The sequence below is a fragment of the Bradyrhizobium sp. 87 genome (assembly GCF_023073015.1).
In the GTDB taxonomy this organism is placed as follows: domain Bacteria; phylum Pseudomonadota; class Alphaproteobacteria; order Rhizobiales; family Xanthobacteraceae; genus Bradyrhizobium; species Bradyrhizobium canariense_D.
In genome coordinates, this window is sequence record NZ_JADPIQ010000148.1 from 25,927 (window position 1) to 51,320 (window position 25,394).

A 25,394-nucleotide genomic window follows, 5' to 3' on the forward strand; every position below is an offset into this window, starting at 1 on the left:
CCGGACGGCCGCAGCCGCGGCCGTCCCAAGAAAACGTGATATAAACGGAGACCATCATGCTGTTCGCCATTCACGCCCTCGACCGCGCCGGCGCGCTGCCGATCCGGCTCGCCAATTACGACGCCCACAAGGCTTTCCTGAGCGACACCTCGCGCTTCGGCGTCAAGATCGTGATGTCAGGGCCGCTGGTCTCCGACGACGGCGAGAGGATGATTGGCAGCCTGTTCCTGATCGAGGCGCCCGGCCGCAGCGAGGTCGAGGCTTTCAACCAAGCCGATCCGTTTGCCGCGGCCGACATCTGGGAAAAGGTCACGATCACGGGCTTCCTGCGCCGCCAGGGTTGAAGGCGGCTAAAACAAAAAACGCGAAAACAACCCCATGCACAGTAGAATGAGGTTGTTTTTACACATGAATTTTCGTCGCAAACGTTTTTGACTCGTCGGGCAAAACAGGAGCAGAGTGTCATCCTCGCCCGATTGACGCCCCTGCGCCTCGATCCAGAGCTTTGCGACCGCCCAGACGGCTAGCCGCTCGTCACCGTCGCACCTTCTTCGAGATGACAGGCCACCCACTGCTCGGGTCCAGCCGCGCGCAATGTCGGCTCCTCGGTCCGGCAGCGATCGAATACGTATGGGCAACGGGTGTGGAAGCGGCACCCGCTCGGCGGGTTGATCGGACTCGGCACGTCTCCCTTGAGGATGATGGGATTGCGCTGAGCGCCAGGCTCGGGCAGCGGCACCGCCGAGAGCAGCGCCTTGGTGTAAGGATGCTTTGGCGCGGCGAAGATCTCGTAGCGCGGCGCCACCTCGACGATCTTGCCGAGATACATCACCGCGACGCGATGGGTCATGTGCTCGACGATCGCGAGGTCATGGCTGATGAACAGCAGCGCCAGGCCGAACTCGCGCTGCAGATCCTGCAGCAGATTGACGATCTGGGCCTTTACCGAGACGTCGAGCGCCGACACCGCCTCGTCGCAGACGATCAGCTCGGGCTCGGCGGCGAGCGCACGCGCGACGCCGATGCGCTGGCGCTGGCCCCCGGAGAATTCGTGCGGCCTGCGGTTCAGCGCCTCGCGCGGCAGGCGCACGGTGTCCATCAGCGCCGTCACGCGTGTCTCGAGATCGATCGCGGATTTGGCGAGGCCGAAATTGCGGATCGGCTCGGCCAGGATGTCGCGCACGCGCATGCGCGGATTGAGGCTCGAGAACGGGTCCTGGAACACCACCTGCACGCGGCGGCGCATCTGGCGCATCGTGCTCGGATGGGCGTCGTCGATTCGCTGGCCGTCGAGGATGACCTGCCCCGCCGTGATGTCGAACAGGCGCAGGATCGCGCGGCCGACCGTCGATTTACCGCAACCGGACTCGCCGACCAGCGACAGCGTCTCGCCGCGCGCGATCTCGAACGACACGCCATCCACCGCATAGACCCATTCGGACTTGCGGCTGAACAAGCCTTTTTTGACCGGGAAGTGCTTCTTGAGGTCGTTGACCTGGAGCAGCGGGGGACTCATGCCGCGACCGCTCCCTTGGCCGCATAGTGGCAGGCCGCAACGTGACGTGGCCCCTTCTCTTCGAGCCCCGGCGCATACTGCCGGCAGAGATCGGTCGCGAGCGCACAACGTCCGGCGAAGACGCAGCCGACGATGGGCTTGCGCAGATCAGGCACCTGCCCCGGAATCTCTGCAAGCCGCCTCGCGGTGCCGGTCAGCGACGAGCCGAGCCGCGGCACTGCGCCGAGCAGGCCTTGCGTGTAGGGATGACGCGGCGACCGGAACAGGTCCGCCACCGGCGCTTCCTCGACCTTGCGGCCGGCATACATGACCATGACGCGCTCGGCGATCTCGGCGACGACACCGAGATCGTGGGTGATCAGGATGATCGCCGCGCCAACCCGGTGCTTGAGATCCAGCATCAATTTCAGGATCTGCGCCTGGATCGTCACGTCGAGGGCTGTGGTCGGCTCGTCGGCAATGAGAAGCTTTGGATTGCAGGCGAGTGCAATGGCGATCATGACGCGCTGGCGCATGCCGCCGGAGAGCTGATGCGGATATTCCCGCACGCGCCGCTTCGGCTCGGGAATGCCGACCAGAATCAGCATCTCGATCGCGTGCGCCTCGGCGGCCTGCTTGTCCAGCCGCTGGTGAATCATCAGCGTTTCGCGGATCTGACGGCCGACGGTCAGGACCGGGTTGAGGCTGGTCATCGGTTCCTGGAAGATCATCGAGATGTCGTTGCCGCGGATCGCGCGCATCTCGCGATCCGACATTTGCAGCAGGTCCTTGCCCGCGAAGCGGATGCTGCCGGCGATCCTGCCGGGCGGTTCCGGGATCAGCCGCATCAGCGACATCGAGGTCACCGACTTGCCGCAACCGGACTCACCGACGATGGCGAGCATCTCGCCCTCGTTGACATGGAACGACACGCCTTCCACCGCGCGGTTGATGCCGCTGGGCGTGCGGAAGTGGGTCTGGAGATTTTCGACTTCAAGCAGTGCCATCGCGATCAACCCCTCGCCATCACAGGCTCTTGGCCATGCGCGGATCGAGCGCATCGCGAAGGCCATCGCCGAGCAAATTCACGGCGAGCACGGTGACGGACAGAAACGCCGCCGGAAAGAACACGATGTAGGGCTTGACCTGCCACAGCGCCCGCCCCTCGGCCATGATGTTGCCCCAGGACGGAATGGTCGGCGGCGTTCCCGCGCCGATGAAGGACAGGATCGCTTCCGTGATCATCGCACTGGCGCAAATGTAAGTCGCCTGGATCAGCATCGGCGCCAGCGTGTTCGGCAGGATGTGGCGCAGGATGATCATCGGTGTGCGCGTGCCGCAGGCTACCGCTGCATCCACGTAAGGCTGCTCGCGCAGCGACAGCACCACACTACGGACAAGACGGGAAACCCGCGGGATTTCGGCAACCGTAATCGCCAGAATGACGTTGCCGACGCTGCCGCGTGTCAGCGCCATCAGCGCGATCGCCAGCAGGATCGGCGGGATCGACATCAGGCCGTCCATGAAGCGCATCAAGATGCCGTCGGCCCAGCGGATGAAGCCGGAGACGATGCCGATGGCGAGACCGGCCGCGGAGGCGAAGATCGCAACGGACAAGCCGACCGTGAGCGAGACGCGCGCGCCGAACAGCACGCGTGAATAGATGTCGCGACCGAGCACGTCGGAGCCAAACCAGTAAAGCGCCGACGGCGCGCGGGTGCGCTTGGCCGGCGCAAGTGCGGTCGGATCCACCGTGCCAAGATAAGGCGCAAAAATCGCGATCAGGACGAGTATCAGCAGCAACGTGCCACCGATGGCGACGGTGGGATGGCCCCGCAGCAGGCCGATGAAGCCGCGCCGGATCACGACGGGCCGAAGAATCTCCGGCAGTTGCGGCGCGAGGACGAAGCCCGCCGGCAGCGCTTGCGGATTGACGGTCGTGTCGGTCAATAGCGGATCCTCGGGTCAACGAGCGTATAAACGACGTCGATCATCAGATTGACGAGGACGTAGACGAAGCTGAACAGCAGCACGATGCCCTGGATGACGGGATAATCGCGGCGCAGGATCGCGTCGATCGTGAGCCGGCCGAGGCCGGGAATCGCGAACACGCTTTCCGTGACGACCGCGCCGCCGATCAGAAGCGCAATGCCGATCCCGATCACCGTGACGATCGGCACTGCCGCGTTCTTCAGCGCGTGGACGAACAGGATGCCGCCCTGCCCGAGGCCCTTGGCGCGCGCGGTGCGGATATAATCCTGTTGCAGCACTTCGAGCATGGTGGCGCGCGTGATACGCGCGATCAGCGCGATGTAGACACAGCCGAGTGCGATCGACGGCAGGATCAGGTTTTGCAGCCAGGGCCAGAGGCCCTGGGCGAGCGGCGTATAGCCCTGCACGGGAAGCCATTCGAGCTCCAGCGCAAAGACGTAGGCGAGGACATAGCCGACGACGAAGACCGGCAGGGAGAAGCCGAACACGGCAAAGGCCATGATGGCCCGGTCGATCAGGCTTCCCGCCTTCCAGGCCGCCAGCACGCCGAGCGGCACCGCGACCACGATCGTGAGCAGGAGCGTGACCATCATCAGCGACAGCGTCGGCCCGAGACGCTGGCCGATCATGGTCGAGACCGGCAGATTGGTGAAGATCGAGGTGCCGAGATCGCCGTGCAGAATGCGCCAGACCCAGCTGCCGAACTGGATCAGGAAGGGTCGGTCGAGCCCGAGGCTCTGACGGATGCGCTCCACATCCTCCGGACTTGCCTGATCGCCCGCGATCACCACGGCGGGATCCCCCGGCGCGATGTAGAGCAGGCTGAACACGAACAGCGCGACGATCGCCATCACGGGCAAGGTCGAGGCGATACGCCGGAGGATGTAGGAGAGCATCTGGCTTCAGCGCAGGGTCATGCGGATTTCGACACGCCCCAGAAGAACGGCAGCGGCCCTTTCGTGATGCCGGAGACGTTCTTGCGCCAGGCCGTGTAGCTGAGGAAGAAGCCGGTCGGCGCGTAGACGACGTCCTCGAGCGCGACCTTGTTGAGGCGAGCGACCGCGGCCTTCTCCTCGTCGAGGTTCTTGGCCTCGAACCAGGACGTGACCTCCTTCTCGGTGCCGGGGCTGCTCGGCCAGCCGAACCACGCCTTGTCGCCGTTGGCGCGAATGGCGGTGTAGGGCGCCGGATTGATGCAGTCCGAACCTGCATGCCAGGTGTGGAACATGTTCCAGCCGCCCTGCCCGGGCGGTGTCTTCTGCGCGCGGCGGGAGCCGACGGTGCCCCAATCGGTCGCGACGAAGTCGACATTCATGCCGAGCTTCTTCAGGAGATCGGCGGTCACATCGCCGAACGCCTTGGTGATCGGCTGATCCTGCGCCACCAGGCACGTCACCGGCTGGCCGGAATAGCCGCTCTCCGCGAGCAGCTTCTTGGCGGCGTCGAGATCGCGCTTGCCCTTCAAGACTTCGCCGCCCGCCTCGGTGTAGAGCGGCGTATCGGGCGTGAAGAAGCCCGGCAGCGACTTCCACAGCGAATTGTCGTCGCCGACGAGCGCACGCATATAGTCTTCCTGGCTCATCGCCATCAGCACTGCGCGCCGCGCCCGCACGTCGTTGAAGGGCGGATACAGGAAGTTCATGCGGAACGAGCCGACATTGCCGAGGGGATCGCCGATGTCGACGCTGATGTTCTTGTTCTTCTTCAGGACCGGGACGAGGTCCGCGATGGGGTTCTCCCACCAGTCGATCTCGCCGTTTTGCAACGCGGCCGCGGCGGTCGCCGGATCCGGCATCACGATCCATTCGACGCGGTCGAGCAGCATCTGCTTGCCGCCGGCGAGCCACGATGCCTTCTCCTGCCGCGGCACATAGTCGGCGAATTTTTCGAACACGGCTTTGGCGCCCGGGACCCACTCACCCTTGGCGAACTTCATCGGCCCCGAGCCGACATAATCGCCGATCTGCTTGAACGGGTCGGTCTGCGCAATGCGCTCCGGCATGATGAAGGCGCAAGGCGAATTGTTCTTGCCAAGCGCGTAGAGCATCTTCGGGAACGGCTGCTTCAGCACCCATTTGAAGGTGCGGTCGTCGACAGCGGTGAGTTCCTGCTGCAGCGCCTTGAGCATCAGCCCCATCGGATCGCGTGCCGCCCAGCGAGTGAGACTCGCAACGACGTCCTTGCTCAGCACCGGCTCGCCGTCGTGGAATTTGAGCCCCGGCCGCAATTTGAACGTCCAGGTGGTGCCGTCGTCGGTCACTTCCTCGGACTCGACCATCTGCCGCTGCGGCTGCAGCGCGGAATCGACGCCGTAGAGCGTATCCCAGACCAGCGCGGCGGCATTGCGCACGACATATTGCGTGCCCCAGATCGGGTCGAAATTGGCGAGATTTGCTTGCGGCACGAAGCGCAGGGTGCGCGCGGAGGCGCCTTGTGCGATCGCAGGGGCCGAGAGGCCGCTCAATGCCAGACCGCCCGCGCCGGCCAGTCCCTTCAATACGGTCCTGCGATCCATGAAATCCTCCCAATAGTGCCGTGATGCCGGCCATCGTTGGCCAAGAACAGGTGAAACCAGAGCTCATTGGCGTGCAAATGGTATGCCACTAACCAGACCTTCGCCAGCGCGATATCCGCACTAGCTGGGCCAGTCGAGACCTCAAAGCGCGGCCGCCAGCACCGGGCCGGTCTCGATATGCGGGATCGCCTCGACCAGCTTGCGCGTGTAGTCGGTCTTGGGATTGTCGAACAACGCCCGGCTCTCGCCCTGCTCCACGATGCCGCCATTGCGCAGCACGATGGTGCGGTCGCAGAGCATCCGCACCACGTTGAGATCGTGGCTGACGAACAGCAGCGCGATGTCGTTCTCGCGCCGCAGGCGGTCGAGCAGTTGCAGCACCACGGCCTGAACGGAGACGTCGAGCGCAGCGGTCGGCTCGTCCAGCACCAGAAGGCGCGGCCGGCAGGCGATGGCACGGGCGATGCCGACGCGCGCCTTCTGGCCGCCGGAGAGCTGATGCGGAAAGCGCGGCAACAGATCCAGCGGCAGCCCCACGCGATCGGCGCAGTCTTCCACCCGCTTGCGCAGCGCATCGCCCCCACGCATACGATCGAGCCGCATCAGGGGATGGGCGATGCAGTCGAAGGCGGTGAAGCGCGGATTGAGGCTCTCGTTCGGGTCCTGGAACACCATCTGGATATCTTTGCGGAACTGCGAGCGGTGAAAGTCGCGCGACGCCACATGGCCGATCGCCTGGCCGTCGAACACGATCTCGCCCTCGCTCGGGTCGATCAGGCGGCAGATCATGCGCGACGTCGTGCTCTTGCCGGAGCCGGATTCACCGACGAGGCCGACGCTCTCGCCGCCCGCCATCGTCATCGAGAAGTCCGCCACCGCCGCAGCGCCCTCGTCGAAGCGTTTTGCGAGCTTGCGCACCTCCAGCAGCGGCGGAGTCCCGTGGACGGGCTCCCGTCTGGGCCTGCCGATGACAGCCGCGTAGCCTTCCCGCTCCTCTTCCGTCACGAGGTCCGCGATCCCGGAGGTCGCGGTTGGCGACGCCGCCACCAGCCGCCTGGTATAGGCGTGCTGCGGCGCGCCGAAGAGCGTCCTGGGGCTTGCCTCTTCGACGATGCGGCCGCGTTCCATCACCGCGATACGGCGGCAATATCGCGCCGCTAACCCGAGATCGTGCGTGATCAGGATCGTCGCCATGCCGCGCGCGGCGGCAATCTCCGCCAGGAGGTCCATCACCACCTTCTGCGTGGTGACATCGAGTCCGGTCGTTGGCTCATCGGCGATCAAGAGCGCGGGATTGCAGGAAATCGCGATCGCGATCATGACGCGCTGGCACATGCCGCCGGAAAGTTCGTGCGGATAGGCGTTCATCCGCGTCTCGGGGTCGCGGATCTGGACGGCGCGCAACAGCTCCAGCGCTTCGGCGCGGGCGGCATCCTTCGATATCCGCTTGTGCGTGAGGATCGCGTCCGCGATCTGCAAACCGATCGCGCGGATCGGATTGAGCGCCGCCCGCGGGTTCTGGAAGATCATCGACATCGCGGCGCCCTGGAGCTGCCGGAGATCGTCACCCCTGAGTTTTGTGACGTCCTGCCCGCGAAACAGTATCTTGCCTGCGGTGACGCGGCCGGCCGCATCGAGCAGCCGCGTCGTGGCAAAACCGGTGACCGACTTACCAGAGCCGCTTTCGCCGACGAGGCCAAGCATCTCGCCGGCTTCGACCGTGAGCGTCACACCGCGCACGGCCTCGACCATCCCTCGTCGCGTCGAGAATTCGACGTGGAGGTCGTCGATCCTGAGCAATTCCTCGCTCATGTGCGCATGCGCGGATCGAGAATGTCCCGCATCCCGTCACCGAGGAGGTTGAAGCACAGCACGGCCATCATCAACGCGAGGCCCGGAAAGGCCACCAGCCACCACCGCCCCGTCGAAATGAAGCGCGCGCCCTCCGCGACCATGATGCCCCATTCCGGCGTCGGCGGCTTGACGCCAAGGCCGATGAAGGACAGGCCGGCGGCGTTCAGGATCGCCCAGCCGAGGTTGAGCGAGATCTGCACCGCCATCGCCGGCAGGATGTTCGGCAACAGGAAGCGCAGCACCACCGAGAAATGGCTCTCGCCGCAGGAACGCGCCGCCTCCACCCAGCCGACATTGCGCCGGACGTTGACCTCGGCACGGGCGAAGCGGATGTAGAAGGGCAGATTGATGATCGCGGTCGCAATCACGATGTTCTCGATCCGGTTGCCGAGCGCCGCAACCATCGCCATCGCCAGCACAAACAGCGGAAAGGCCATCATGACATCGACGAAGCGGCCGACCGAGCGGTCGAGCCTGCCGCCGGCATAGCCGCAGAACGAGCCCACGACGGCGCCGATGACGAAGGAGATGCCGACCGCCGAGACCGCGATGGCGAGGTCGAGCCGTGCCGCAACGACGAGGCGGCTGAACACGTCGCGCCCGAGCTGGTCGGTGCCGGCAAGGTGCGCCGCGCTCGGCGGCTGCAAGGCCTCCGAGACATTGGAGACGATGGGATCATAGGGCACGAGCCACGGTCCGAAGATCGCGACCAGGACGAACAGCAGGACACCGGCCGCGGCGACGCCGGTCAGCGGGTTGCCGCGCAAAATCCAGACCGAATGGCGGAGGGTTGCGCTGATCATCCGATCGACACCCTGGGATCGGCGATGCCGTAGCAGATATCGACGACCAGATTGACCAGCACGAAGATGCCAGCCATCAGCAGCACAAAACCCTGCACCGGCGCATAGTCGGACGACAGCAGCGCATCGAGCGCGTAGGAGGCGACGCCCGGCCAGGAGAACACCTTCTCCACCAGGACATTCGCGCCAAGCATGGTCGAGAACACGATGCCTGCAATGGTGATGACGGGAAGGATCGCATTGCGCAGCGCATAGGTGACGACGACCTTCTGCCAGGACAATCCGACGGAGCGCGCGGTGCGCACGAAATCGCTACCGAGCGAGACCAGCATCGAGGCACGTGTGATCCGCGCCAGCGGCGCGATGACGAACAGGGCCTTGCTCAGCGCCGGCAGGATCAACTGCTTGCAGGCCGCCCACCAGCCTTCGATGTCCCCCGCGAGCAGGAAATCGATCGACAGGAACCCAGTGCGCTGCGGCGGCAGTGAGGTGAAGACGTCGATCCGCCCGGTCGGATCAGGCGCAAGACCGAGCAGATAGTAGAACACATAGATCAGCAGCAGGCCCGAGACGAAGGTCGGCACGCAGACGCCGAGCGCACAGAACAGCCGCACGCCGTGATCGACCAGCGATCCCGGTTTCAAGGCTGCGACCACGCCGAGCGGGACCGCCGCGATCAGCGCGATCAGCAGCGCCGTGAAGGTGAGCTCCAGCGAGGCCGGCAGCCGTTCGCGAAGGTCCTTCAGGACCGGCTGGCCGGTCATCATGGAGCGGCCGAGATTGCCGCGCCCGATATCGGACAGATAGAACACGAGCTGCTCCGGTACCGACTTGTCGAGCCCCATCTGCTTGCGGATCTGCTCGATCTCTTCCTTGCCGGCATTGGGCCCCGAGGCGAAGAACACCGCGGGATCTCCGGGGAGGACCCGCATCAGTAGAAAGGTGAAGACCAGCACGCCGAACAACGCCGGCAGCGACGACAGAAGCCGCCTCCCCGCCCGCGCCACCGTCGCACCAAGACCTGTCATCACCTTCAGAGCCTCTGGTTTGCAGACATGATTTCTTGCTCAAGTTACTTTTTGAAGTCACTTGCGGCTGACGTCGCGATAGTCGACCTGACGATGGAATTCATAGGTGTAGCCCTCGATCGACGAGGCCATCACGGCGTCCTGGTTGGGCTGCCACAGCGGGATCTGCGGCATCTCGCTGAAATGGATCGCGTTGAGCTTGCGGCCGGCTTCCTCGTACTTGGCCTTGTCGGGCTCGAAGCGCGCTTCCTGCGCGATCGTCGCCAGCTCCGGATTGTTGATCGAGCTGTAGTTCCAGCGCTGATTGCCGGTGTAGAAATTGCGGTAGAAGTAATCGGTCGAGGGCAGCCAGGCGACGATGCCTTCCGTGAACAAGGGCAGCTTCTTCTCGTTGATTTGCGTGGACATCTGCGCATCCGGCAGCTTCTGGATGTCGACCTTGATCCCGATCTTGGCAAGCGATTCCTTCACGAGGGCCGCCATCGGCTCGGCGGTCGAGGCCTGGCCGACGTTGAAGCTGAAGGTGGTCGAAAAACCCTCCGGGAGTCCAGCAGCTTTCAGATACTCCCTCGCCTTGTCGAGATCGGTCTTCACCGGCGCCTGGAACGGATAGATGCCGTTCAACGGCTTGCCATCCGGCCAAGTCGCACCGAACAGCGGGGCTCCGCGACCGAACAGGGCAGCCTTGAACATGTCCTCATAGGGCAGCGCGAAGGCGACGGCGCGGCGGACGTTGACGTTGTCGAAAGGCGGGATCTGGTTGTTCATCGAGACGAAGGTGATCGAATTGTATTGCGGCGTCGAGATCACCTTGAGCTTGCCCTTGACTTCGAGCGACTGCACGTCGCTGGCCTGGAGATCAACGACGAGATCGGCATCGCCACGCTCGACCAGATTGGCCCGGGTCGCGGGCTCCGGCACGGACTGCACGATCACGCGCTTGAAAAAGGCTGGCTTGTCGGGCGAGCCGCGGTTCCAGGCCTCGTTGCGCTTGATGATCACCTGCTCGCCGGGCTTGAAGCTCTCGATCACATAAGCACCGCTGCCGGCGGTGTGCTCCTTCAGCCAGGCCGTGGCCCATGGATCCTCTGGTGTCGCATGCTCCTTTGCGACTTTCGAGTTGATGATCAGCGGGTAGACGGTCGCGAGATTCGGCAGCGCGAGCTTGTCGGGTTTCGGCAGCGTCACTTCGATTGTGAGGGGATCGATCACCTTGAACTGGTCGGCCGACGTCAGCGATCCCGTCAGCAATTGCGCCTTGCCGAGGATCGGCGCGGTGACGCAGCGATCGAGCGACCATTTCACATCTTCGGCGGTCACGGGCGAGCCGTCCTGGAACTTGGCGTCCTTGCGCAGACGGAATGTCAGCTTCAGTCCGTCCGGACTGACGTCGTAGGATTCGGCGAGCTCGCCGGCGATCTTGTCGAGATCGAACACCCATTTGCCGTTGAGCTGCTTGCGGCCGAACGCCACAAGGCGGTCGTAAGTGCTCATGCTCAGTGCGAAGGATTCCCGCGTCGAGCCCGGGATGTTGGGATCGAGCGTGTTGACCGATGCACCGGTGACATAGCGCAGCGTCTCCACCCTGGTTTGCGCTTGCGCAGGCGCAGCGGCGACAAGCAGAAGCGCAGTGGTGGCGAGCACGGAGGATGCCATCCTGAAAGACACAAAACGCATTCGTTTTCCCCAAAATTTTCGACAAGAACGCCGACAGGACAGGTTAAGAAAGAAGCAAGTTGCGCGCCAGTCTCTTGATGCGCTCTTGTGGACGCTTTGTCGCGGCGGCGCATGGACGATCATCGCGATTCCTCCAAGTTTCGCGCTGCCCGCGTCACCACGGCCTGCGGCACGTCATAGGCGCGAAGCGAGGCCCAATGCCGTTCGACATCGGCACGAAACAGGCCGCGCGTCAGGCCATTCACCAGCTTCGGCGCCGCGGTCGTCATCGCGTTGATCGACGATCCCGACGGACCGAAACTCATGGTGGAGGCGATGGCGAAGAGATGGATATTCGAGATCCACGGCGTATCGCCCGCGACACGCTCGGTGAAGGCATAATCGTCTGCGAGATAGGGAAAGCGACCGAGCCGCGCGCTGCGCTCGCTCTCCGGGGGCTGGTAGCGGTCGGCCCAGGTTGCGATATTGCCGGCAAATGCGCGCAACTCGCCACGGCCGGAAAAATCCATGTCGATGCCGGTGCCGCAGATGACGAAATCCGCAGGTATGGCGCCGCGCGGCGTCTGCAATTCCACACCACGATCGGTCTCGCGGGCCGCCTCGATCGGCGCGCCCTCGTGCAATGTGAAATTGGCGTGATTTGCGCAGCGATCGTAAGTTGCCTGCGGAAAGCCCTCGCGCATCTCGAGGATGGTGCGCATGAAGCGCCAGCGCCAGGCATCGTCGAGATCGCTGAAATGGCGCAGGAAGCCGCGGAAGGTCAGCCAGCGATAGGGCTGGATCAGCTGGATCTGCGCACGACGACACAGCAGGTGCACCTCCGCCGCGCCAGCCTCCAGCGCGGTTGCCGCATTGTCGAAGGCGGATGCGCCGGCGCCGATCACGGCGACGCGCTTGCCGCGAAGGTTTTCGAAGTCGATGTCGTCGGCGACGGTTGCGACCGAGCTCATGGGCAGATGGCTCAGCGGCTCGGGGATCATCCAGTTCCCCATCCCCTCCTGCCCCGTCGCAAGCACGATCTTGCGCGCATGGAGTGTCTCGACGCCATCGCCACGTTTCACGCGTGCGGCCAGCAAACCATCCCGCGCCGGCCGGATTTCCAGAAGCTCGCTCCCGTTGCGCACCGGCAAGCCGACTGTGCGCCGCAGCCAGAGCAGATACTCAGCCCAGTGGCAGCGCGGGATCAGGTCGAGTGTCTGCCAGCTCTCCGTGCCGAAGCGGGCCTCATGCCAGGATTGATAGGTCAGGCTGGGGATGTCGAGGTCAGGTCCCGTATAGTCCTTCGGGCTGCGCAGCGTCGGCATGCGGGCATAGGCGAGCCATGGCCCCTCCTTCCCCTCCTCGGCCTTGTCCAGCAGCAGGATGTTGCTGACGCGGGAGCGCAGCAGGCCGAAGCCGATGGCGATGCCGGATTGGCCGGCGCCGATCACGAGCACATCCAGCGCCGGCTTGCCATCCGGTCCCGTCTTCGGTTCGAGCCAGGCGGCACCGGGATGCGCGATCCGCGCGAGATCGGCGCGAACGTTCGCTTCCAGTTCTGTCAGCGCATCACTCATGCCGCGAGCCAGCCTCCGTCGACCACCATCACGGTGCCGGTCGTAAACGAGGAGGCATCGCTTGCGAGGTGGAGCGCGGCCTGCGCGATCTCATCGGCCTGGCCGAACCGCTTCATGGCATGGCGGTCGCGGGAGGCTTCGCGCACCTCGTCCGCATTGGCGTGGCGCGCAAAGCTGCGGCGAAGCATCGGCGTGTCGATCGCACCGGGCGCGATGGCGTTGACGCGAATGCCGTCCGCCGCGAAATCCACCGCCATCGTCCGGGTCAGGCTGACAATCGCGCCCTTGGCGGCGATATAGGCACTGTTGCCCTTGCCGCCGGCAATCGCAAGCTGCGACGCCAGCGTGATGATCGAACCGCTGTTCTGCCGCTGCATCTGCGGCACGGCTGCCCTCGCCCACAGCCAGGTGCCGCCGACATTGGTGCGGAACACCGCATCCCAATCGGCGGGGTCCGTTGTCAACACGGTGCCGCCACAGGAGAAGCCAGCGGCAGTCATCAGGATATCGAGCTGGCCGTGCCGGGCTACCACATCATTTGCCACCGCCTCGGCGAAATCGGCATCGCCGACGTCGCCAATATGCGTCATGGCCTCGCCGACCAAGCTCAACGTTTCCTGAAGTCCGGCTGGATCGCGATCGACCAGAGCAAGACGTGCGCCCTCTTCCGCGAACAGCTTTGCACTGGCGCGGCCGATGCCGGAGCCTGCGCCCGTGATGATGGCCGTGCGCCCCTGCAGCCGCATCTCAGATCCACTCCTTATGCTGCGTCAACCAGGCGCTCATCGCGGCCGCCGACTCGGCGCAGCCGAACTGCGCGCGCCAGCCGAATTCATCCGCCATCCGGTTCACCGACAGCGGCGCGCGATAGGGCCCATGCAGCTTGATGACGGTTTTCTCGCCGGGCGCCGCGACCCGGCACTCCAGGCCGGGATGCAACGCCGCAAAGGCCTCGCCCCATTGCAGCGCAGGCCAAAGTTCTCCGCGGGAGATGTTGTAGAGCCGGTGGCGCGGCCGCTCGGCTTCGATCAGCAGTGCGACGGCCTCGGCCGCATCCGGCGCGTAGATCCAGTCCCGCATGCCCGCTTCAGGCATGATCGCCGGCTCGCCGCGCGCGAACGCGGCCAAGATCTGGAACTGGAGGCTTGGCGTGTCGCGCACGGAACTCGGTCGCTCCCACGGTCCGAATAGCGCGCTCAGCCGCACATTTAGGAAATCACCGCCGAAGAGCTCGGCGTGACGCGCAACCGATCGCTCCGATGTGAACTTGCTGATCGCGTAGAACGAGACCGGATCGCAAGGCGTGTCCTCGTCCAGAATCTCGACCCGCGCGCCCGCGGCGCCATAGGCCGATGCCGAGGAGAGATTGACGACCCGGCGCACGCCATGCCGGATCGCGGAGAGCAGGATCGGGATCTGCGCCATCACGTTGATCTCGAGAACGCGCGCGGTCGATGCCCTCTCCAGTTCATCACCGGCGGTGATGGCCGCGCCGAGCACGATCGCATCAACTCCTTCGGCGATGAGGGCATCGATGGCATCTGCGTCGGTGATATCGCCCTGCACCGCTTTGAGCCGTGCGCCGTAGTCGGCAAGAGACCGCCGCGCGGATGGCGGCAACTCTGCACGGTCGTACAGCGTCACGTCATGGCCGCGCGCGAGCAGCGCCTCCGCAACATTGAGCCCGACAAAGCCGGTGCCGCCGAAGATGACGATCTTCATCGCGCGCGATCCACCGTCACAGTAGCTTCGCTCCGAAATTGCGCTCGGGATCCATGTCGGCCACGAGCCGCCCCGTCGGCATGGCCGCCTCGCCGCCGCTGCGTGCCAGGAACTGGCCGCTGCCTGCGCTCGCGAGGCACTTGTTGCCATCGATGATCACTCGGCCACGCGACAGCACCGACACCGGCCAGCCCTTCAGCTTGCGGCCTGCAAACGGCGTGTAGCCGGCAAGGTCGTGCATCATCTCATCGGCGATCTCGACCTCGCGATTAGGATCCCAGATTGCAATATCGGCATCGGCGCCGACCGCGATCGAGCCCTTGCGCGGATGCAGATTGTAAATCTTGGCCGGCGCCGTCGACGTCAGTTCGACGAACTTTTCCAGGCCCAGCCGCCCGTTCGACACCATCGCGTCGAACAGCAGCGGCAGGCGCAGCTCCAATCCCGGCAGGCCATTCGCGACCTGCTTGAAGTTCGGATTGGGGCCGGCGCGCAGCTTGCCGGTCTCGTCATAGCGATACGGCGCGTGATCCGACGAGATGGTCTGGAGATCGCCGAGCGACAGCGCCTGCCACAGCGCCTCCTGGTCTGAATGCGTCCGCGGCGGCGGGCTGCACATCCACTTGGCTCCTTCCACCTCGGGCTTGTCGAGATCGGCTGCGGTGAAGAACAGGTATTGCGGACAGGTCTCGGCAAACACCTTCAACCCCTGCCCGCGCGAATCGCGGATCACCTTGGCGCCTTCGGCGGTGGAGACGTGGAAGATCATGATGGGCTGGTCGATCAGCGCAGCCATGCCGATCAACCGGGTAAAGGCTTCCGCCTCCGACACGCGGGCGTGGCTGACGGCGTGATATTTCGGCATTGTGTAGCCGCGCGCGAGCAGGCGCTTCACCATCCAGGCGATGATGCCGTGGTTTTCGGCATGGGCGCACAACATCGCGCCGGACTGGCGCGCGGCAAGAAGGATGTCCAGCAGCGGCTCATCATCCACCTTGAGCCGGTCGTAGGTCATGAAAATCTTGATCGAGGCGTGGCCCTGCTTCACCAGCGCCGGAATGTGCTCCTCGACCGTTTCCCGGGTCGCATCCGCAATGATCATGTGAAAGGCGTAGTCGATCACTGCGCCCTTCTTGGCGAGGGCGTGATAATCCTCCACCACCTGCGGCAGCTTCATGCCGACATGCTGGGCCGCAAACGGGATCACCGTGGTCGTGCCGCCGAAGGCCGCCGAGACGGTCGCGCTCTCGAAGGTGTCGGCGTTCATGATGCCGGCAGCGGACAATTGCTCGATATGGGCGTGGCTGTCGACGCCGCCGGGTAGAACGAGTTTCCCGCGCGCGTCGATCTCGCGCTTCGCAGCCGGAAGCCCGCGGCCGATAGCGGCGATGGTCTCACCGGAGATGGCGACATCGGCTTCAAAGACGTCGGTCGTCGTCGCGACGCGCCCACCGCGAATGATCAGGTCGTAAGCGGGTTCAGTCATGAGGCACTCCATGATAGGCTCAAGTTAAGTGATCGAAATTTTGCAGGAAGACCAGCATGTCCCGACCGCGCATTCTCGTCATCAATCCAAATTCCAACCCTGCGGTCACGCGAGGGCTGGAGGACGCGCTGAAGCCGCTCGGTTTCGAGGGCGGGCCGGAACTGGTCTGCCAGACGCTGGCCGAGGGTCCCTTCGGCATCGAAAGCCAGGCCGATGTCGATGGCGTCGCCATGCCGCTGCGCCGGCTGGTCGAGGGCGACAACAGCTCGGCGGCCTTTGTCATCGCCTGCTACAGCGATCCCGGGCTTCAGGTCTGTCGCGAAGGCACCGACCGGCCCGTGTTCGGCATTGCCGAGTGCGGCGTGCTGACCGCGATGGCCCGCGCCGAGACCTTTGGCGTCATCGCGATCGCCCAGCGCTCGATCCCGCGTCACATGCGCTATCTCAGGCAGATGGGACTGACCGAACGTCTTGCCGGCGAGCGGCCGCTCAACATGAGCGTCGCGGAAACCGCCTCGGGCGAAGGCACGCTGGCCAAAATGATCGAAATCGGCCGCGCGCTGCGCGACGAGGACGGCGCCCGTGCCATCGTGATGGGCTGCGCCGGCATGGCACGGCACCGCCGCCCGCTGGAAGAGGCGCTCGGCATTGCCGTGATCGACCCGACACAGGCGGCCGTCACCATGGCGCTGGGTACGGTGCAGTTCTCGAACCACTAGGCGTCCTTCAGCTCTTTGGCGTCCTGCCGCGCGAGCCATTGCGCGTGGCTCTCCCGGACAAGCGCGAACGTATCCCGCTGCGTCGTGTAGAGATTGCCGAACATGCGGCCGATCGGCCGGTAGGCGTCGAGATCGACATACATGTTGGCCTCGTCGACGAGGCCCTCGCGGGCGTGAACCCGGAGCACCTCGCCGACCAGCAGTTCGCGATCGGGCGAAAAATTTAGGGCGACATGGCGCCGGCATTCGAGCGCAAAGGGTGCCGCGGCGAGGCGCGGCACCTTCACGTCTACAGAGGGAAGCGTCGCCAGCCCTGCCGCGGCGACCTCGCTGTCACCGGACGGGAAATCGACCGCGCAGTCATTCATCGCCGCGGAGAGCGCCTCATCAACCATGTGAACGACGAACTCGCCGTCGCGATGGATGTTGCGGGTGGTGTCCTTCGGGCTGTGATCCGGCTTGTGCTGAAGCCCGAGCACGATCAGCGCCGGAGTCTCCGAAAACACGTTGAAGAAGCTGAACGGCGCGGCGTTGACCGCCCCGTTGGCATCGAGCGTCGTCACCAGCGCAATCGGCCGCGGCACCACCACGCCGCAGAGCAGCTTGTAGCGGTCGCGCGGATCGAGCTCGCGCAAGGATATGCCGGATGTGCTCTGGCCAGTCATCGACGTCACGTCTCCGGCGGCGGCACCGCGCCGGTACGGCTGGTGATCAGGCCGTAATGCTCGATGCGGCGGTGCTGCGCGAAATTGAAGATCGTGGTCTTGCCGAAGGTGGTGGCATCGAGGTCGCAAGGATGGACCAGCAGTTCGTCCTCCTCCGTCTTCGCTTCGGCGACGATCTCGCCGTTGGGATCGACGATCAGGCTGCCGCCGAACAGCGGGTGTCCGTCCTCGTTACCGGCCTTGGCCACCGCGACAACCCAGGTCGCGTTCTGATAGGCGCCGGCCTGCGCCGAGAGGCGGTTATGGAACAACCGTTTCTCGACGCCTTCATCGCTCCTCTCCGCATTCACCGACGGCGTGTTGTAGCCGATCAGCACCATCTCGACGCCCTGCAGGCCCATCACGCGATAGGTCTCGGGCCAGCGCCGGTCGTTGCAGATGGCCATGCCGATGATGCCGCCCAGCTCGCGCCAGACATTGAAGCCGAGATCGCCCGGCTCGAAATAGCGCTTCTCCAGATGCTGGTGCGAGCGCTTGGTGTCGTATTCCACATGGCCCGGCAGATGGATCTTGCGATATTTGCCGACGATCTTGCCGGATTTGTCGGTGAGAACAGCAGTGTTGAAATGATGCCCGTCCGGCGTCAGCTCCGCATAGCCGAAATTCATCGCCATCTGGTGCTGCGCCGCGCGCTCGAACAACGGTTTCGTCGCCGCGTTCGGCATCTCGCGCTCGAACCAATTGTCGAACTCGGCCCGGTCCTCCACGTACCAACGCGGAAAGAAGGTCGTGAGCGCCAGTTCCGGATAGACGATTAGGTCGGCGCCCTTGCTCTTGGCCTCATCCATCAGCGCGATCATGCGCTTGACCACGGCCTCGCGGCTGTCCGCTTTCTGGATCGGGCCCATCTGGGCGGCGGCAACATTGACGATACGCATCAGCGATTTCCTGGTGATGTCTTTGAGCTAAGCTACAGTTTCAAGCACGTGCCGGCGCGCGCAGCATAACGCAGCATCGCCCGGACTTGCCAGCCGGCGCCTGCACATCGGCATCGTGTGCGCTGCACGCTCCATCCTCATGTCTGCTCCTCATCCGCAATATCGAGACCGTGGTCCAGCGCGTCCAGAAGCTGCCCGGCCTCATGCTCGGAAATCACGAGTGGCGGCGCGAGGAACAGGGAAGTCTGCTCGCCGCTGGTCCCGATCACGGCGCCCGCCTCCAGCGCCCGCTCCGCGACGCGCGAGGCAATCGGCACCTCGGTGGTGTCGGCATGCCAGGAGCGCCAGTCCGGCCCGTGCAACTCCACGGTCCAGTGCAGCCCCTGTCCCGCCAGGCGCTGCACGCTTGGATGTTTCTGCGCGATGGCCAGAAGGCGGCGGGTGAACAGCTTTTCGAGACCCCTGACGTGCTCCAAAATCTCGTCATCGCTGATGACTTTCAGATAGGCGCTGACGGCAGCCATGCTGATGGGATGCCCGCGCAACGTGCCGTAATTCTGCCAGCTCGTGCCCTTGAGCCGCTCGACGATGTCTTTCGACACCACGACCGCGGCAACCGCCGCCGCGCCACCGCCGAGCGATTTTCCGAGCGTCACGATATCGGGACGACTTTCGGCTCCCTGGAACGCGAACCAGCGCCCGGCACGGCCCGCACCAGTCACCACTTCGTCGGCGATCCAGTAGGAGCCGGCCTGCCGCGCGCACCGCGCCACCTCGTCCTGATAGGCGCCATCGTAGTAGATGCCGCCTTGCGTGTAGTCGATGATCGTCGCTGCCGTATCCGAAAGCAGGCGCGTGGCATCGGCCAGATATTCGCTGGGGGGAACATTGTTGGCCGGCGCGCCGTAGATCGCGCCCTGCGGCGCCGGCAATATCCGCACCGGCGCCATCGGCGCCGGCAGCTTCGAGCCGCCTGAGTGCACCGCGAGGCCGCCATGCCATTGCGGCTGCACGGTCATGCTGCGCGACAGGCCCGTAATGCCGTGATAGGCGCGTTCGCGCGTCGCCAGCGCGGACCGCTGCGTCAGGGCCTGACAGAGCGACAGCGCCATGTCATTGGCCTCGCTGCCGCTGATGCAGAAGCGCACCGCACCGACCCAATCGTCTTCGCCCTTGAACGCGGTGGCCATCAAGTCGTCAGCCGCCTGCTCGCGGCCGACCCAGGTCCAGCCCTCGTTCACGACGGGCGTATCCGCGGCGCGGCGGATCGCCTCCACCATCGCGGGATGACGATGTCCGAGACCGCCGCCGGTGTTGCTGCCGTCGATGAGCTTGCGACCATCCGAGAGATGAAAATAGACGCCCTCGCCGCCGACCACGTCCATGGGCGCGCTGTCGCCGGCATTCAGCCCGGTTCGCAACAATCTGCTCATTGCAATCCCCTCATTCCGCAGCCTCGGCGCCGTAGCCACCGCCACCACAGGTCTCGATCGTGACGAGATCGCCTTGCTGCAGCACCAGGTTCGACTTGCCGTCGATCGCGACGTTCGCGCCCTGCCGGATCAGCGAGATGCGGCAGGCCTTGCCGGGCTTACCGCCCTGCATGCCGAACGGCGCCATCACCATGCGCTCGATGCAGGTGGTCAGATGGATTGAGGGTGCCAGGATGCGATAGCTACGAATGACGCCGTCCCCGCCGCGATGGGCGCCCGCGCCGCCGGACTGCCAGCGAATGGCCTGCTGCTCGATTTGGATCGCGTAATTCGCCTCGATCACCTCGACCGGCGTGTTTGAGGTGTTGGACAGATGCACCCGCGTCGCCGAGATGCCGTCGCGATCATGCCGCGCGCCCTCGCCACCGCCGTGCACCTCGTAAAGCATCTTCCACGAACCGTTCTGCCGCGGTTCGGCGAAGAAGAGGACGCCCGCCGTGGTCGCCCCGCCCGCAGACAGGCGCTCCGGAATAGTGTCCTGCATTGCCCGAAAAATCGCATCGACGATGCGCATCGAGGTCTCATGATTGCCGGCAGCAACCGAGGCATTCCAGCCCGGCTCCAGGATCGAGCCAGGGCGCGTGATGATGGTCAGCGGCCGCAACGCGCCCGCGTTCTGGTTCATGTCGCGCCCGCTCATGATGCGCGCGGCATAGGCCACCGCCGAGCGCGCCATGAACGGCGTCGTGTTGCAGAAATTCGAGACGCGGTCGCAGCTTCCTGAAAGATCGAAGGTCGCTTCGTCGCCGGCGATGGTGATCTTGACATGAATGCGCGCGGGCGCGTCGTCGACGCCGCCGTCGTCCAGATAGTCCTCACCCTCGTAGACGCCATCAGGCAGATCGCGCAACGCCTCGCGCATCTCGATTTCGGAGAGATCGTGCAGGCGCGACTGCGCCGCCGTGAAGACCGCCTTGCCGTGCTCGCGGCAGAGCTCGACGATGCGCTTCTCGCCGGCTTTCGTTGCGGCGATCTGTGCGAGAAGATCGCCCTCGCAGGATTCGGGATCGCGAACATTGGCCTTGAGCAGCTGCACGATCGACGTATTGACGCCGCTTGCCGTGGCGATCAGAACCGGCGGAATGCGCATCGCCTCCTGGAAGGTGTCGATGGCTTTCGCAAAATAGCTGCCGGGCCAGGTGCCGCCGATATCGGGCCAGTGTGCGAGGCTGACCGCGAACGCGACGATCTCGCCATCGACGAAGACGGGCCGCACGACCTTGACGTCGTTGAGATGATTGCCGCCGAGCGGGCCGACATTGTAGATCAATGCGTCGCCGTCGTTCAGGCTGTCGCGCGGCACCACTTTCAGCAATTCGAGGACCGTGTAGGCCATCGCGCCGAGATGGATCGGGATGTCGCGGCCCTGCCCGACCAGGTCGCCGCGGGCGTCCGTGATCGCCGACGACAGGTCGCCGGCCTCGCGCAGCAGCGGCGAGCGCGCCGAGCGCGTCATCACCAGGCTCATTTCCTCGGCGGCGGCCGAAAGCCCGTGCCGGATGACTTCGACGACGAACGGATCGAGCTTCATGCGGCCCCCCGCGTCAGGAACAGATTGCCTGAAACATCAGGCCTCGCCTGCCAGCCGGGCGGGACCACCACGGTCGACCATGCGTCTTCAATGATGGCCGGGCCGCTGACGATTTCGGTCAGCGAGGCACGGTTGATGATGCTTGTGGCGATGTCGTGAAAGCCATCGAACGAGCAGATGCGCTCGCCTTTGGAGACCGTTCTGACCGCGATGGCCGGCCGGCTCACGACGGTCGTCGATGGACGGCGCGCCTGCACCCGCACGGACTCGATGACGCAGCTCTCGCCCGTCGCATAGCCGAACAGCTCGTGGTGCCGGGCCAGAAAATCCTTCTTCAGCGTGATGACGTCGAGCGGTCGCGCGAACGGCACCGGAATGGCGTCGTTCTGCGCCGCGTAGCGCATCAAGGCCACCAGCTCGATCTGAATCTCGGTCGCGGCAACCCCGTTGGCGATCAGCGGCGCCGAGGCATCGTCGATCAGCACCCCGATCCGCTCCGACACACGGGCGAGGTCGATGCCATCGAGCGCAGCGCGCAGAGTTTGCTGCTGGAGGAAGCTGAAATCGGCAGTGAGACAGCCCAGTGCCGAAAACGCACTCGACGCGCTGGGAACGACGACCTCGGCAATCCCGTAGAGATCTGCAAGGCCCGCGGCATGCATCGGGCCACCACCGCCAAAGGCGAGCAGCGTGCAGTCGCGCCCGTCGATGCCGCGCTCGACGGTGACGCGGCGGAGCGCGCGCGCCATTGTCGCGTTCGCGACCTTGATGATGCCGAGCGCGGTTTCGGTCAGGCTCAGCCCCAGAGTGCGCGCGATCGGCGCGATGACATCACTGGCTGCCTTGATGTCAATTCCGATCCGGTCGCCGAGTTTGGCGTCCGGATTGAGATAGCCGAGCACGGCGTTGGCATCGGTGATGGTCGGCTCGGTACCGCCGCGGCCGTAGCAGGCCGGTCCAGGCTCGGAGCCGGCGCTTTCCGGTCCGACCGTCAGGCCACCGGAGCCGTTGCGCACGATCGAGCCGCCGCCCGCCCCGATCGAGTGCACCGCGAGCATCGGCTGGCGCAGCGGCTTGTCGCCGAGCATGCGGCCGTCGGTCATCTCGGCCTGACCGTCGACGATCAGGCACACGTCGGTCGTGGTGCCGCCCATATCGAACGTCAGCATCCGGGACGTGCCGAGCTGGCGCGCGATGCTGACCGATGCGGAGACGCCGGCCGCGGGGCCCGACATCGCCATCACCAGCGGCCGCCGCTTCACGGCCGAGATCGGCACCATGGCGCCGGCCGAATGAAACACCTGCAGGCCGGGACCGATCGGCAGCCGCAGCTCCAGTTCGCTGAGATATTCCACCGCAATCGGCATCGCCGCGGCGTTGAACACGGTCGCCGAAGTCCGCTCGTATTCGCGCGCCTCGGGATTGACCTCGTGCGACAGCGAGACGTGGGCAACGACGCCCTTGAGCCGCTCGCCGAGCATCTTCTCGTGCACCGGATTGGCATAGGCATGCAGCAGCGCGACCGCGACACTCTGCACGCCGGTCCCCTTCAGCCAGGCCACCAGACGCTCGATCTCCGCGTCATCCAGCGCCTTCAGCACCCGGCCCTCGTGATCGAGGCGCTCAGCAAGCCCGAAGCATCGTTCCGGCGGCACCAGCGGCAGCGATTTTGGCGGGACGTCGAGACGATAGAGATCGCGGCGGCGATAGCGCGCGATCTCCAGCACGTCGGCAAAGCCTTCGGTCGCCACCAGTGCCACTTTCGGCAGCCGTCCTTCGACGATGGCGTTGGTCACGCGCGTGGTGCCGTGGACGAAGCGCTTGACCTCGCTCTTGCGCAGGCCGACCGCCTCGATCGCCTCCAGCATCGCCTGAACCGGAGCTTGAGGTCGCGACGGCACCTTCGCGATCCGTGCCTCCGCGGGGGAGTGTCGGATCGCGATGATGTCGGTGAAGGTGCCGCCGATATCGGTGCCAACTTCCCAGTGATTTTCGTCAGTGCTCATGTGTGGGTCAGCTGCGGACGACATTCGAACCGGACGCCGGGTGGTTCCCGTCCTTCGCGAGGTTCAATCGCAAACCGAGAGCGCTCATCATCATCCCCTGTCATGCCACCGCTTGCGAGCGTGGGACAGAGCGATGGCCTCGGGATAGGGCCAGAGTTGTCGCAATGCACTGGACCAGCCCGCGACCGGCGCGGCGCGGCGAGGCACATTTTAGTGCAGCCCTGCCCGCATGGAGAGCACGTCGGTGTGGATCGTTCGACGCGACATAAGTGCGGCGCACCACGAATTTTCCCGGACGAAACACCACATCCGCTGCAGCGCAATCCACGCGCCCCGCACGCACTGTCTAATTTGCAGGCGATCGACCGGCCCTACGGACCATGCGATTGCTTATGAGCTATGCATGGCAGTCGGCTCAGCCTCTCTTTATTGTACGATCAGTAAGCGGTGGTTTTGCCCGCTCCGGCTCTCAGGCCGCGAAGGACGGACGCAGGCGGCGCCAGCCGATGATGATGCCCGTGATGGAGAACAGAAAGCCAAGGGAGCAGAGCCCGACGACCAAGCCGTCGCGCAGCAACGGATGCGCGACGAGAACCGGAAAATCCAACGTATGCAGCGCGCCGTAGAACCAGCGATAAGCTCGCCGCGATGAATCCAGCCTTTGCAGCAAATTGCCGTCGGCGCCGTCGATGTCGAACCAGAGGTCACCGCAATACGAGCGGTAGACCGGGGCGCCCGGGACAGTGGACCGCGCGGGATAGTTGTCGTCCTCGGCAAGTACAGACGGACCGCCGCAGCCGGCCGCGAGGCGCGCGGTCAGCCCCTGGACCTCGTGCACATCCAGAGATCTCGTTGGTCCATCGCGGGGCGCATCCCCTGCCTCGATCAAGGTCTGACCGGCAAGGGCGATCCGATCCCGCCGATAGAGATTGCCGTTGAAGGCAAACCATTCGATCTCACGGGCCGACGGCGATACAGGCTGCCGATCGAACGATGGAGCCGTCGTCCAGTTCGGTGAGGCGTTCATCACGCGTGATTCAGCGGAGATCAATTGCCCACGCGAGAACAGCCGCCCGTGATCCATGGAGAGCCAGCCGCTGAAAATCCAGGTCAGCACGAACACCATCGCCGCGAGGCCGATGAGATGATGCAGCGCATGCCAGCCGCGACAGGGCGAGCCGATCAGACCGCTTCGAGGTTTGATCCGCGCAAGGCCGAGCACAGCGCCCAGCAAGGCCGCGATCAGGGCCAGCAGCGACAAGGTCCAGACCACGCGATCCCACAGCGACCAATTGCTTCGCAGGATCGTTGGATAGATCCAGTGCAGCACGCTGCCGACGAGATTCCAGGTCCGCTCGCTGCGCGTCGTATCCAGGACGATCTCGCCGGTGAGCGAGGAGACATAGACCTCCGTTCCAGCGGCGTCGCCCAGGGCAACCCGAAACAAGGGCCGGTGGCGGTCAAAGCCGTTCGGCACGCTCCATTGGTCATAGTCCGCGCGCGCAAGGATTGCGGCCCGCGCGGCATCCAGCCCGCGGCTGCGCGCGTGGTCTCGCGCGATGGCCAGCGCGACGTCGGAAGATGCGACCGAGGCGCCGGCTCCGTCGGAGGCACGCACTGCGCCCGCGCGCGACGGCCCCGAGACGACATAGACCGGTCCGTCACTGCGCTGGATCAGGCGAACGCGAGTCGCATCAGCAATGCCGCTCGCGGCCACGGCATCGGCGACCGCAAGCTGCCTCGTCTCGGCGCCATCCAGCGGCCCAAGCCCGGCGAAGCGTTCCGCTTCCGTCAGAGACGGAAACGGAACGAAGTGCATCACGATTCCCGTCGCGAACCACATCGCGAATAGCAGGCAGAACGCGATCCCGAGCCATCGATGCAGCAGGACGATCGCGCGCATCATCGATCAGC

The 25,394-nt window shown here is 65.0% G+C and carries 21 protein-coding genes; 2 read left to right on the forward strand and 19 right to left on the reverse strand.

The genetic code is table 11. The features are described 5' to 3' along the window. Positions 1-56 precede the first annotated feature (56 nt). Positions 57-344 carry a YciI family protein gene (locus tag IVB50_RS38615; RefSeq protein ID WP_018458696.1) on the forward strand — a complete coding sequence of 96 codons (288 nt, stop codon included), beginning with the start codon at positions 57-59 and terminating at the stop codon, positions 342-344. A gap of 179 nt (positions 345-523) precedes the next feature. Here the strand turns inward: IVB50_RS38615 and IVB50_RS38620 are convergent, their stop codons facing one another. The 13 genes from IVB50_RS38620 to hydA form a co-directional block, all read right to left on the reverse strand. Then, on the reverse strand, positions 524-1,516 hold the full coding sequence (locus tag IVB50_RS38620) for an oligopeptide/dipeptide ABC transporter ATP-binding protein (protein ID WP_247300143.1): 993 nt from the start codon (positions 1,514-1,516) through the stop codon (positions 524-526). Beyond that, positions 1,513-2,502 (reverse strand): ABC transporter ATP-binding protein, encoded by a 990-nt coding sequence (locus tag IVB50_RS38625; protein WP_247300145.1) that lies wholly within the window; start codon positions 2,500-2,502, stop codon positions 1,513-1,515. Before IVB50_RS38625 ends, IVB50_RS38620 begins: the two co-directional genes overlap by 4 nt. Positions 2,503-2,521: 19 nt before the next feature. After that, the gene (locus tag IVB50_RS38630) at positions 2,522-3,445 is read right to left on the reverse strand and encodes an ABC transporter permease (protein ID WP_018458693.1); all 924 of its coding nucleotides are present in this window, start codon (positions 3,443-3,445) and stop codon (positions 2,522-2,524) included. Further along, complete coding sequence (locus IVB50_RS38635) at positions 3,442-4,383, reverse strand: ABC transporter permease (RefSeq protein WP_085352392.1); 942 nt, start codon at positions 4,381-4,383, stop codon at positions 3,442-3,444. Before IVB50_RS38635 ends, IVB50_RS38630 begins: the two co-directional genes overlap by 4 nt. A gap of 17 nt (positions 4,384-4,400) precedes the next feature. After that, positions 4,401-6,002: an ABC transporter substrate-binding protein gene (locus tag IVB50_RS38640; RefSeq protein WP_018458691.1), complete on the reverse strand. Its 1,602-nt coding sequence runs from the start codon at positions 6,000-6,002 to the stop codon at positions 4,401-4,403. Between the two features lie 141 nt (positions 6,003-6,143). Then, complete coding sequence (locus IVB50_RS38645; protein ID WP_018458690.1) at positions 6,144-7,814, reverse strand: ABC transporter ATP-binding protein; 1,671 nt, start codon at positions 7,812-7,814, stop codon at positions 6,144-6,146. Next, entirely contained in the window at positions 7,811-8,659 is an 849-nt protein-coding gene (locus IVB50_RS38650; protein WP_247300147.1) for an ABC transporter permease, read from the reverse strand. The genes IVB50_RS38645 and IVB50_RS38650 overlap by 4 nt, the downstream gene beginning before the upstream one ends. Continuing rightward, positions 8,656-9,687, reverse strand: coding sequence for an ABC transporter permease (locus IVB50_RS38655; RefSeq protein ID WP_247300149.1), 1,032 nt, complete (start codon positions 9,685-9,687; stop codon positions 8,656-8,658). The genes IVB50_RS38650 and IVB50_RS38655 overlap by 4 nt, the downstream gene beginning before the upstream one ends. 57 nt (positions 9,688-9,744) lie before the next feature. After that, a complete protein-coding gene (locus tag IVB50_RS38660) occupies positions 9,745-11,364 on the reverse strand; it encodes an ABC transporter substrate-binding protein (protein WP_026233638.1) in 1,620 nt (539 codons plus the stop codon). A gap of 119 nt (positions 11,365-11,483) precedes the next feature. Continuing rightward, complete coding sequence (locus IVB50_RS38665; RefSeq protein ID WP_018458686.1) at positions 11,484-12,920, reverse strand: NAD(P)/FAD-dependent oxidoreductase; 1,437 nt, start codon at positions 12,918-12,920, stop codon at positions 11,484-11,486. After that, positions 12,917-13,666 carry an SDR family oxidoreductase gene (locus IVB50_RS38670; protein WP_018458685.1) on the reverse strand — a complete coding sequence of 250 codons (750 nt, stop codon included), beginning with the start codon at positions 13,664-13,666 and terminating at the stop codon, positions 12,917-12,919. Before IVB50_RS38670 ends, IVB50_RS38665 begins: the two co-directional genes overlap by 4 nt. Position 13,667: 1 nt before the next feature. Then, on the reverse strand, positions 13,668-14,642 hold the full coding sequence (locus IVB50_RS38675) for an NAD(P)-dependent oxidoreductase (protein ID WP_018458684.1): 975 nt from the start codon (positions 14,640-14,642) through the stop codon (positions 13,668-13,670). A gap of 16 nt (positions 14,643-14,658) precedes the next feature. Further along, a complete protein-coding gene (gene hydA, locus IVB50_RS38680; protein WP_026233637.1) occupies positions 14,659-16,128 on the reverse strand; it encodes a dihydropyrimidinase in 1,470 nt (489 codons plus the stop codon). A 56-nt stretch (positions 16,129-16,184) separates the two neighbouring features. Between hydA and IVB50_RS38685 the strand changes: the two genes are divergently transcribed. Further along, the gene (locus IVB50_RS38685; RefSeq protein ID WP_094183570.1) at positions 16,185-16,847 is read left to right on the forward strand and encodes an aspartate/glutamate racemase family protein; all 663 of its coding nucleotides are present in this window, start codon (positions 16,185-16,187) and stop codon (positions 16,845-16,847) included. On the opposite strand, the gene IVB50_RS38690 is transcribed toward IVB50_RS38685, so the two are convergent. The 6 genes from IVB50_RS38690 to IVB50_RS38715 form a co-directional block, all read right to left on the reverse strand. Next, positions 16,844-17,512, reverse strand: a complete 669-nt coding sequence (locus tag IVB50_RS38690; RefSeq protein WP_026233636.1) for a flavin reductase family protein — start codon at positions 17,510-17,512, stop codon at positions 16,844-16,846. The genes IVB50_RS38685 and IVB50_RS38690 overlap by 4 nt on opposite strands. A 5-nt stretch (positions 17,513-17,517) precedes the next feature. Further along, positions 17,518-18,450, reverse strand: a complete 933-nt coding sequence (locus IVB50_RS38695) for an N-carbamoyl-D-amino-acid hydrolase (RefSeq protein ID WP_018458680.1) — start codon at positions 18,448-18,450, stop codon at positions 17,518-17,520. A 137-nt stretch (positions 18,451-18,587) separates the two neighbouring features. Beyond that, positions 18,588-19,883 carry an aminotransferase class III-fold pyridoxal phosphate-dependent enzyme gene (locus IVB50_RS38700; RefSeq protein ID WP_018458679.1) on the reverse strand — a complete coding sequence of 432 codons (1,296 nt, stop codon included), beginning with the start codon at positions 19,881-19,883 and terminating at the stop codon, positions 18,588-18,590. Positions 19,884-19,893: 10 nt separating this feature from the next. Further along, positions 19,894-21,474: a hydantoinase B/oxoprolinase family protein gene (locus tag IVB50_RS38705; protein WP_018458678.1), complete on the reverse strand. Its 1,581-nt coding sequence runs from the start codon at positions 21,472-21,474 to the stop codon at positions 19,894-19,896. Further along, positions 21,471-23,480 (reverse strand): hydantoinase/oxoprolinase family protein, encoded by a 2,010-nt coding sequence (locus IVB50_RS38710; protein ID WP_018458677.1) that lies wholly within the window; start codon positions 23,478-23,480, stop codon positions 21,471-21,473. The genes IVB50_RS38705 and IVB50_RS38710 overlap by 4 nt, the downstream gene beginning before the upstream one ends. Positions 23,481-23,949: 469 nt before the next feature. Continuing rightward, the gene (locus tag IVB50_RS38715) at positions 23,950-25,386 is read right to left on the reverse strand and encodes a PepSY domain-containing protein (RefSeq protein ID WP_018458676.1); all 1,437 of its coding nucleotides are present in this window, start codon (positions 25,384-25,386) and stop codon (positions 23,950-23,952) included. Between the last annotated feature and the right edge of the window lie 8 nt (positions 25,387-25,394).

Coding starts and splice junctions, on each gene's coding strand:
- IVB50_RS38660 (WP_026233638.1), bottom strand. CDS start 11,364: ATGCGTTTTGTGTCTTTCAGGATGGCATCCTCCGTGCTCGCCACCACT.
- IVB50_RS38650 (WP_247300147.1), bottom strand. CDS start 8,659: ATGATCAGCGCAACCCTCCGCCATTCGGTCTGGATTTTGCGCGGCAAC.
- IVB50_RS38685 (WP_094183570.1), top strand. CDS start 16,185: ATGTCCCGACCGCGCATTCTCGTCATCAATCCAAATTCCAACCCTGCG.
- IVB50_RS38640 (WP_018458691.1), bottom strand. CDS start 6,002: ATGGATCGCAGGACCGTATTGAAGGGACTGGCCGGCGCGGGCGGTCTG.
- IVB50_RS38710 (WP_018458677.1), bottom strand. CDS start 23,480: ATGAGCACTGACGAAAATCACTGGGAAGTTGGCACCGATATCGGCGGC.
- IVB50_RS38625 (WP_247300145.1), bottom strand. CDS start 2,502: ATGGCACTGCTTGAAGTCGAAAATCTCCAGACCCACTTCCGCACGCCC.
- IVB50_RS38620 (WP_247300143.1), bottom strand. CDS start 1,516: ATGAGTCCCCCGCTGCTCCAGGTCAACGACCTCAAGAAGCACTTCCCG.
- IVB50_RS38635 (WP_085352392.1), bottom strand. CDS start 4,383: ATGCTCTCCTACATCCTCCGGCGTATCGCCTCGACCTTGCCCGTGATG.
- IVB50_RS38615 (WP_018458696.1), top strand. CDS start 57: ATGCTGTTCGCCATTCACGCCCTCGACCGCGCCGGCGCGCTGCCGATC.
- IVB50_RS38670 (WP_018458685.1), bottom strand. CDS start 13,666: ATGCGGCTGCAGGGGCGCACGGCCATCATCACGGGCGCAGGCTCCGGC.
- IVB50_RS38675 (WP_018458684.1), bottom strand. CDS start 14,642: ATGAAGATCGTCATCTTCGGCGGCACCGGCTTTGTCGGGCTCAATGTT.
- IVB50_RS38705 (WP_018458678.1), bottom strand. CDS start 21,474: ATGAAGCTCGATCCGTTCGTCGTCGAAGTCATCCGGCACGGGCTTTCG.
- IVB50_RS38700 (WP_018458679.1), bottom strand. CDS start 19,883: ATGAGCAGATTGTTGCGAACCGGGCTGAATGCCGGCGACAGCGCGCCC.
- hydA (WP_026233637.1), bottom strand. CDS start 16,128: ATGACTGAACCCGCTTACGACCTGATCATTCGCGGTGGGCGCGTCGCG.
- IVB50_RS38695 (WP_018458680.1), bottom strand. CDS start 18,450: ATGCGTATCGTCAATGTTGCCGCCGCCCAGATGGGCCCGATCCAGAAA.
- IVB50_RS38665 (WP_018458686.1), bottom strand. CDS start 12,920: ATGAGTGATGCGCTGACAGAACTGGAAGCGAACGTTCGCGCCGATCTC.
- IVB50_RS38690 (WP_026233636.1), bottom strand. CDS start 17,512: ATGACTGGCCAGAGCACATCCGGCATATCCTTGCGCGAGCTCGATCCG.
- IVB50_RS38645 (WP_018458690.1), bottom strand. CDS start 7,814: ATGAGCGAGGAATTGCTCAGGATCGACGACCTCCACGTCGAATTCTCG.
- IVB50_RS38715 (WP_018458676.1), bottom strand. CDS start 25,386: ATGATGCGCGCGATCGTCCTGCTGCATCGATGGCTCGGGATCGCGTTC.
- IVB50_RS38655 (WP_247300149.1), bottom strand. CDS start 9,687: ATGACAGGTCTTGGTGCGACGGTGGCGCGGGCGGGGAGGCGGCTTCTG.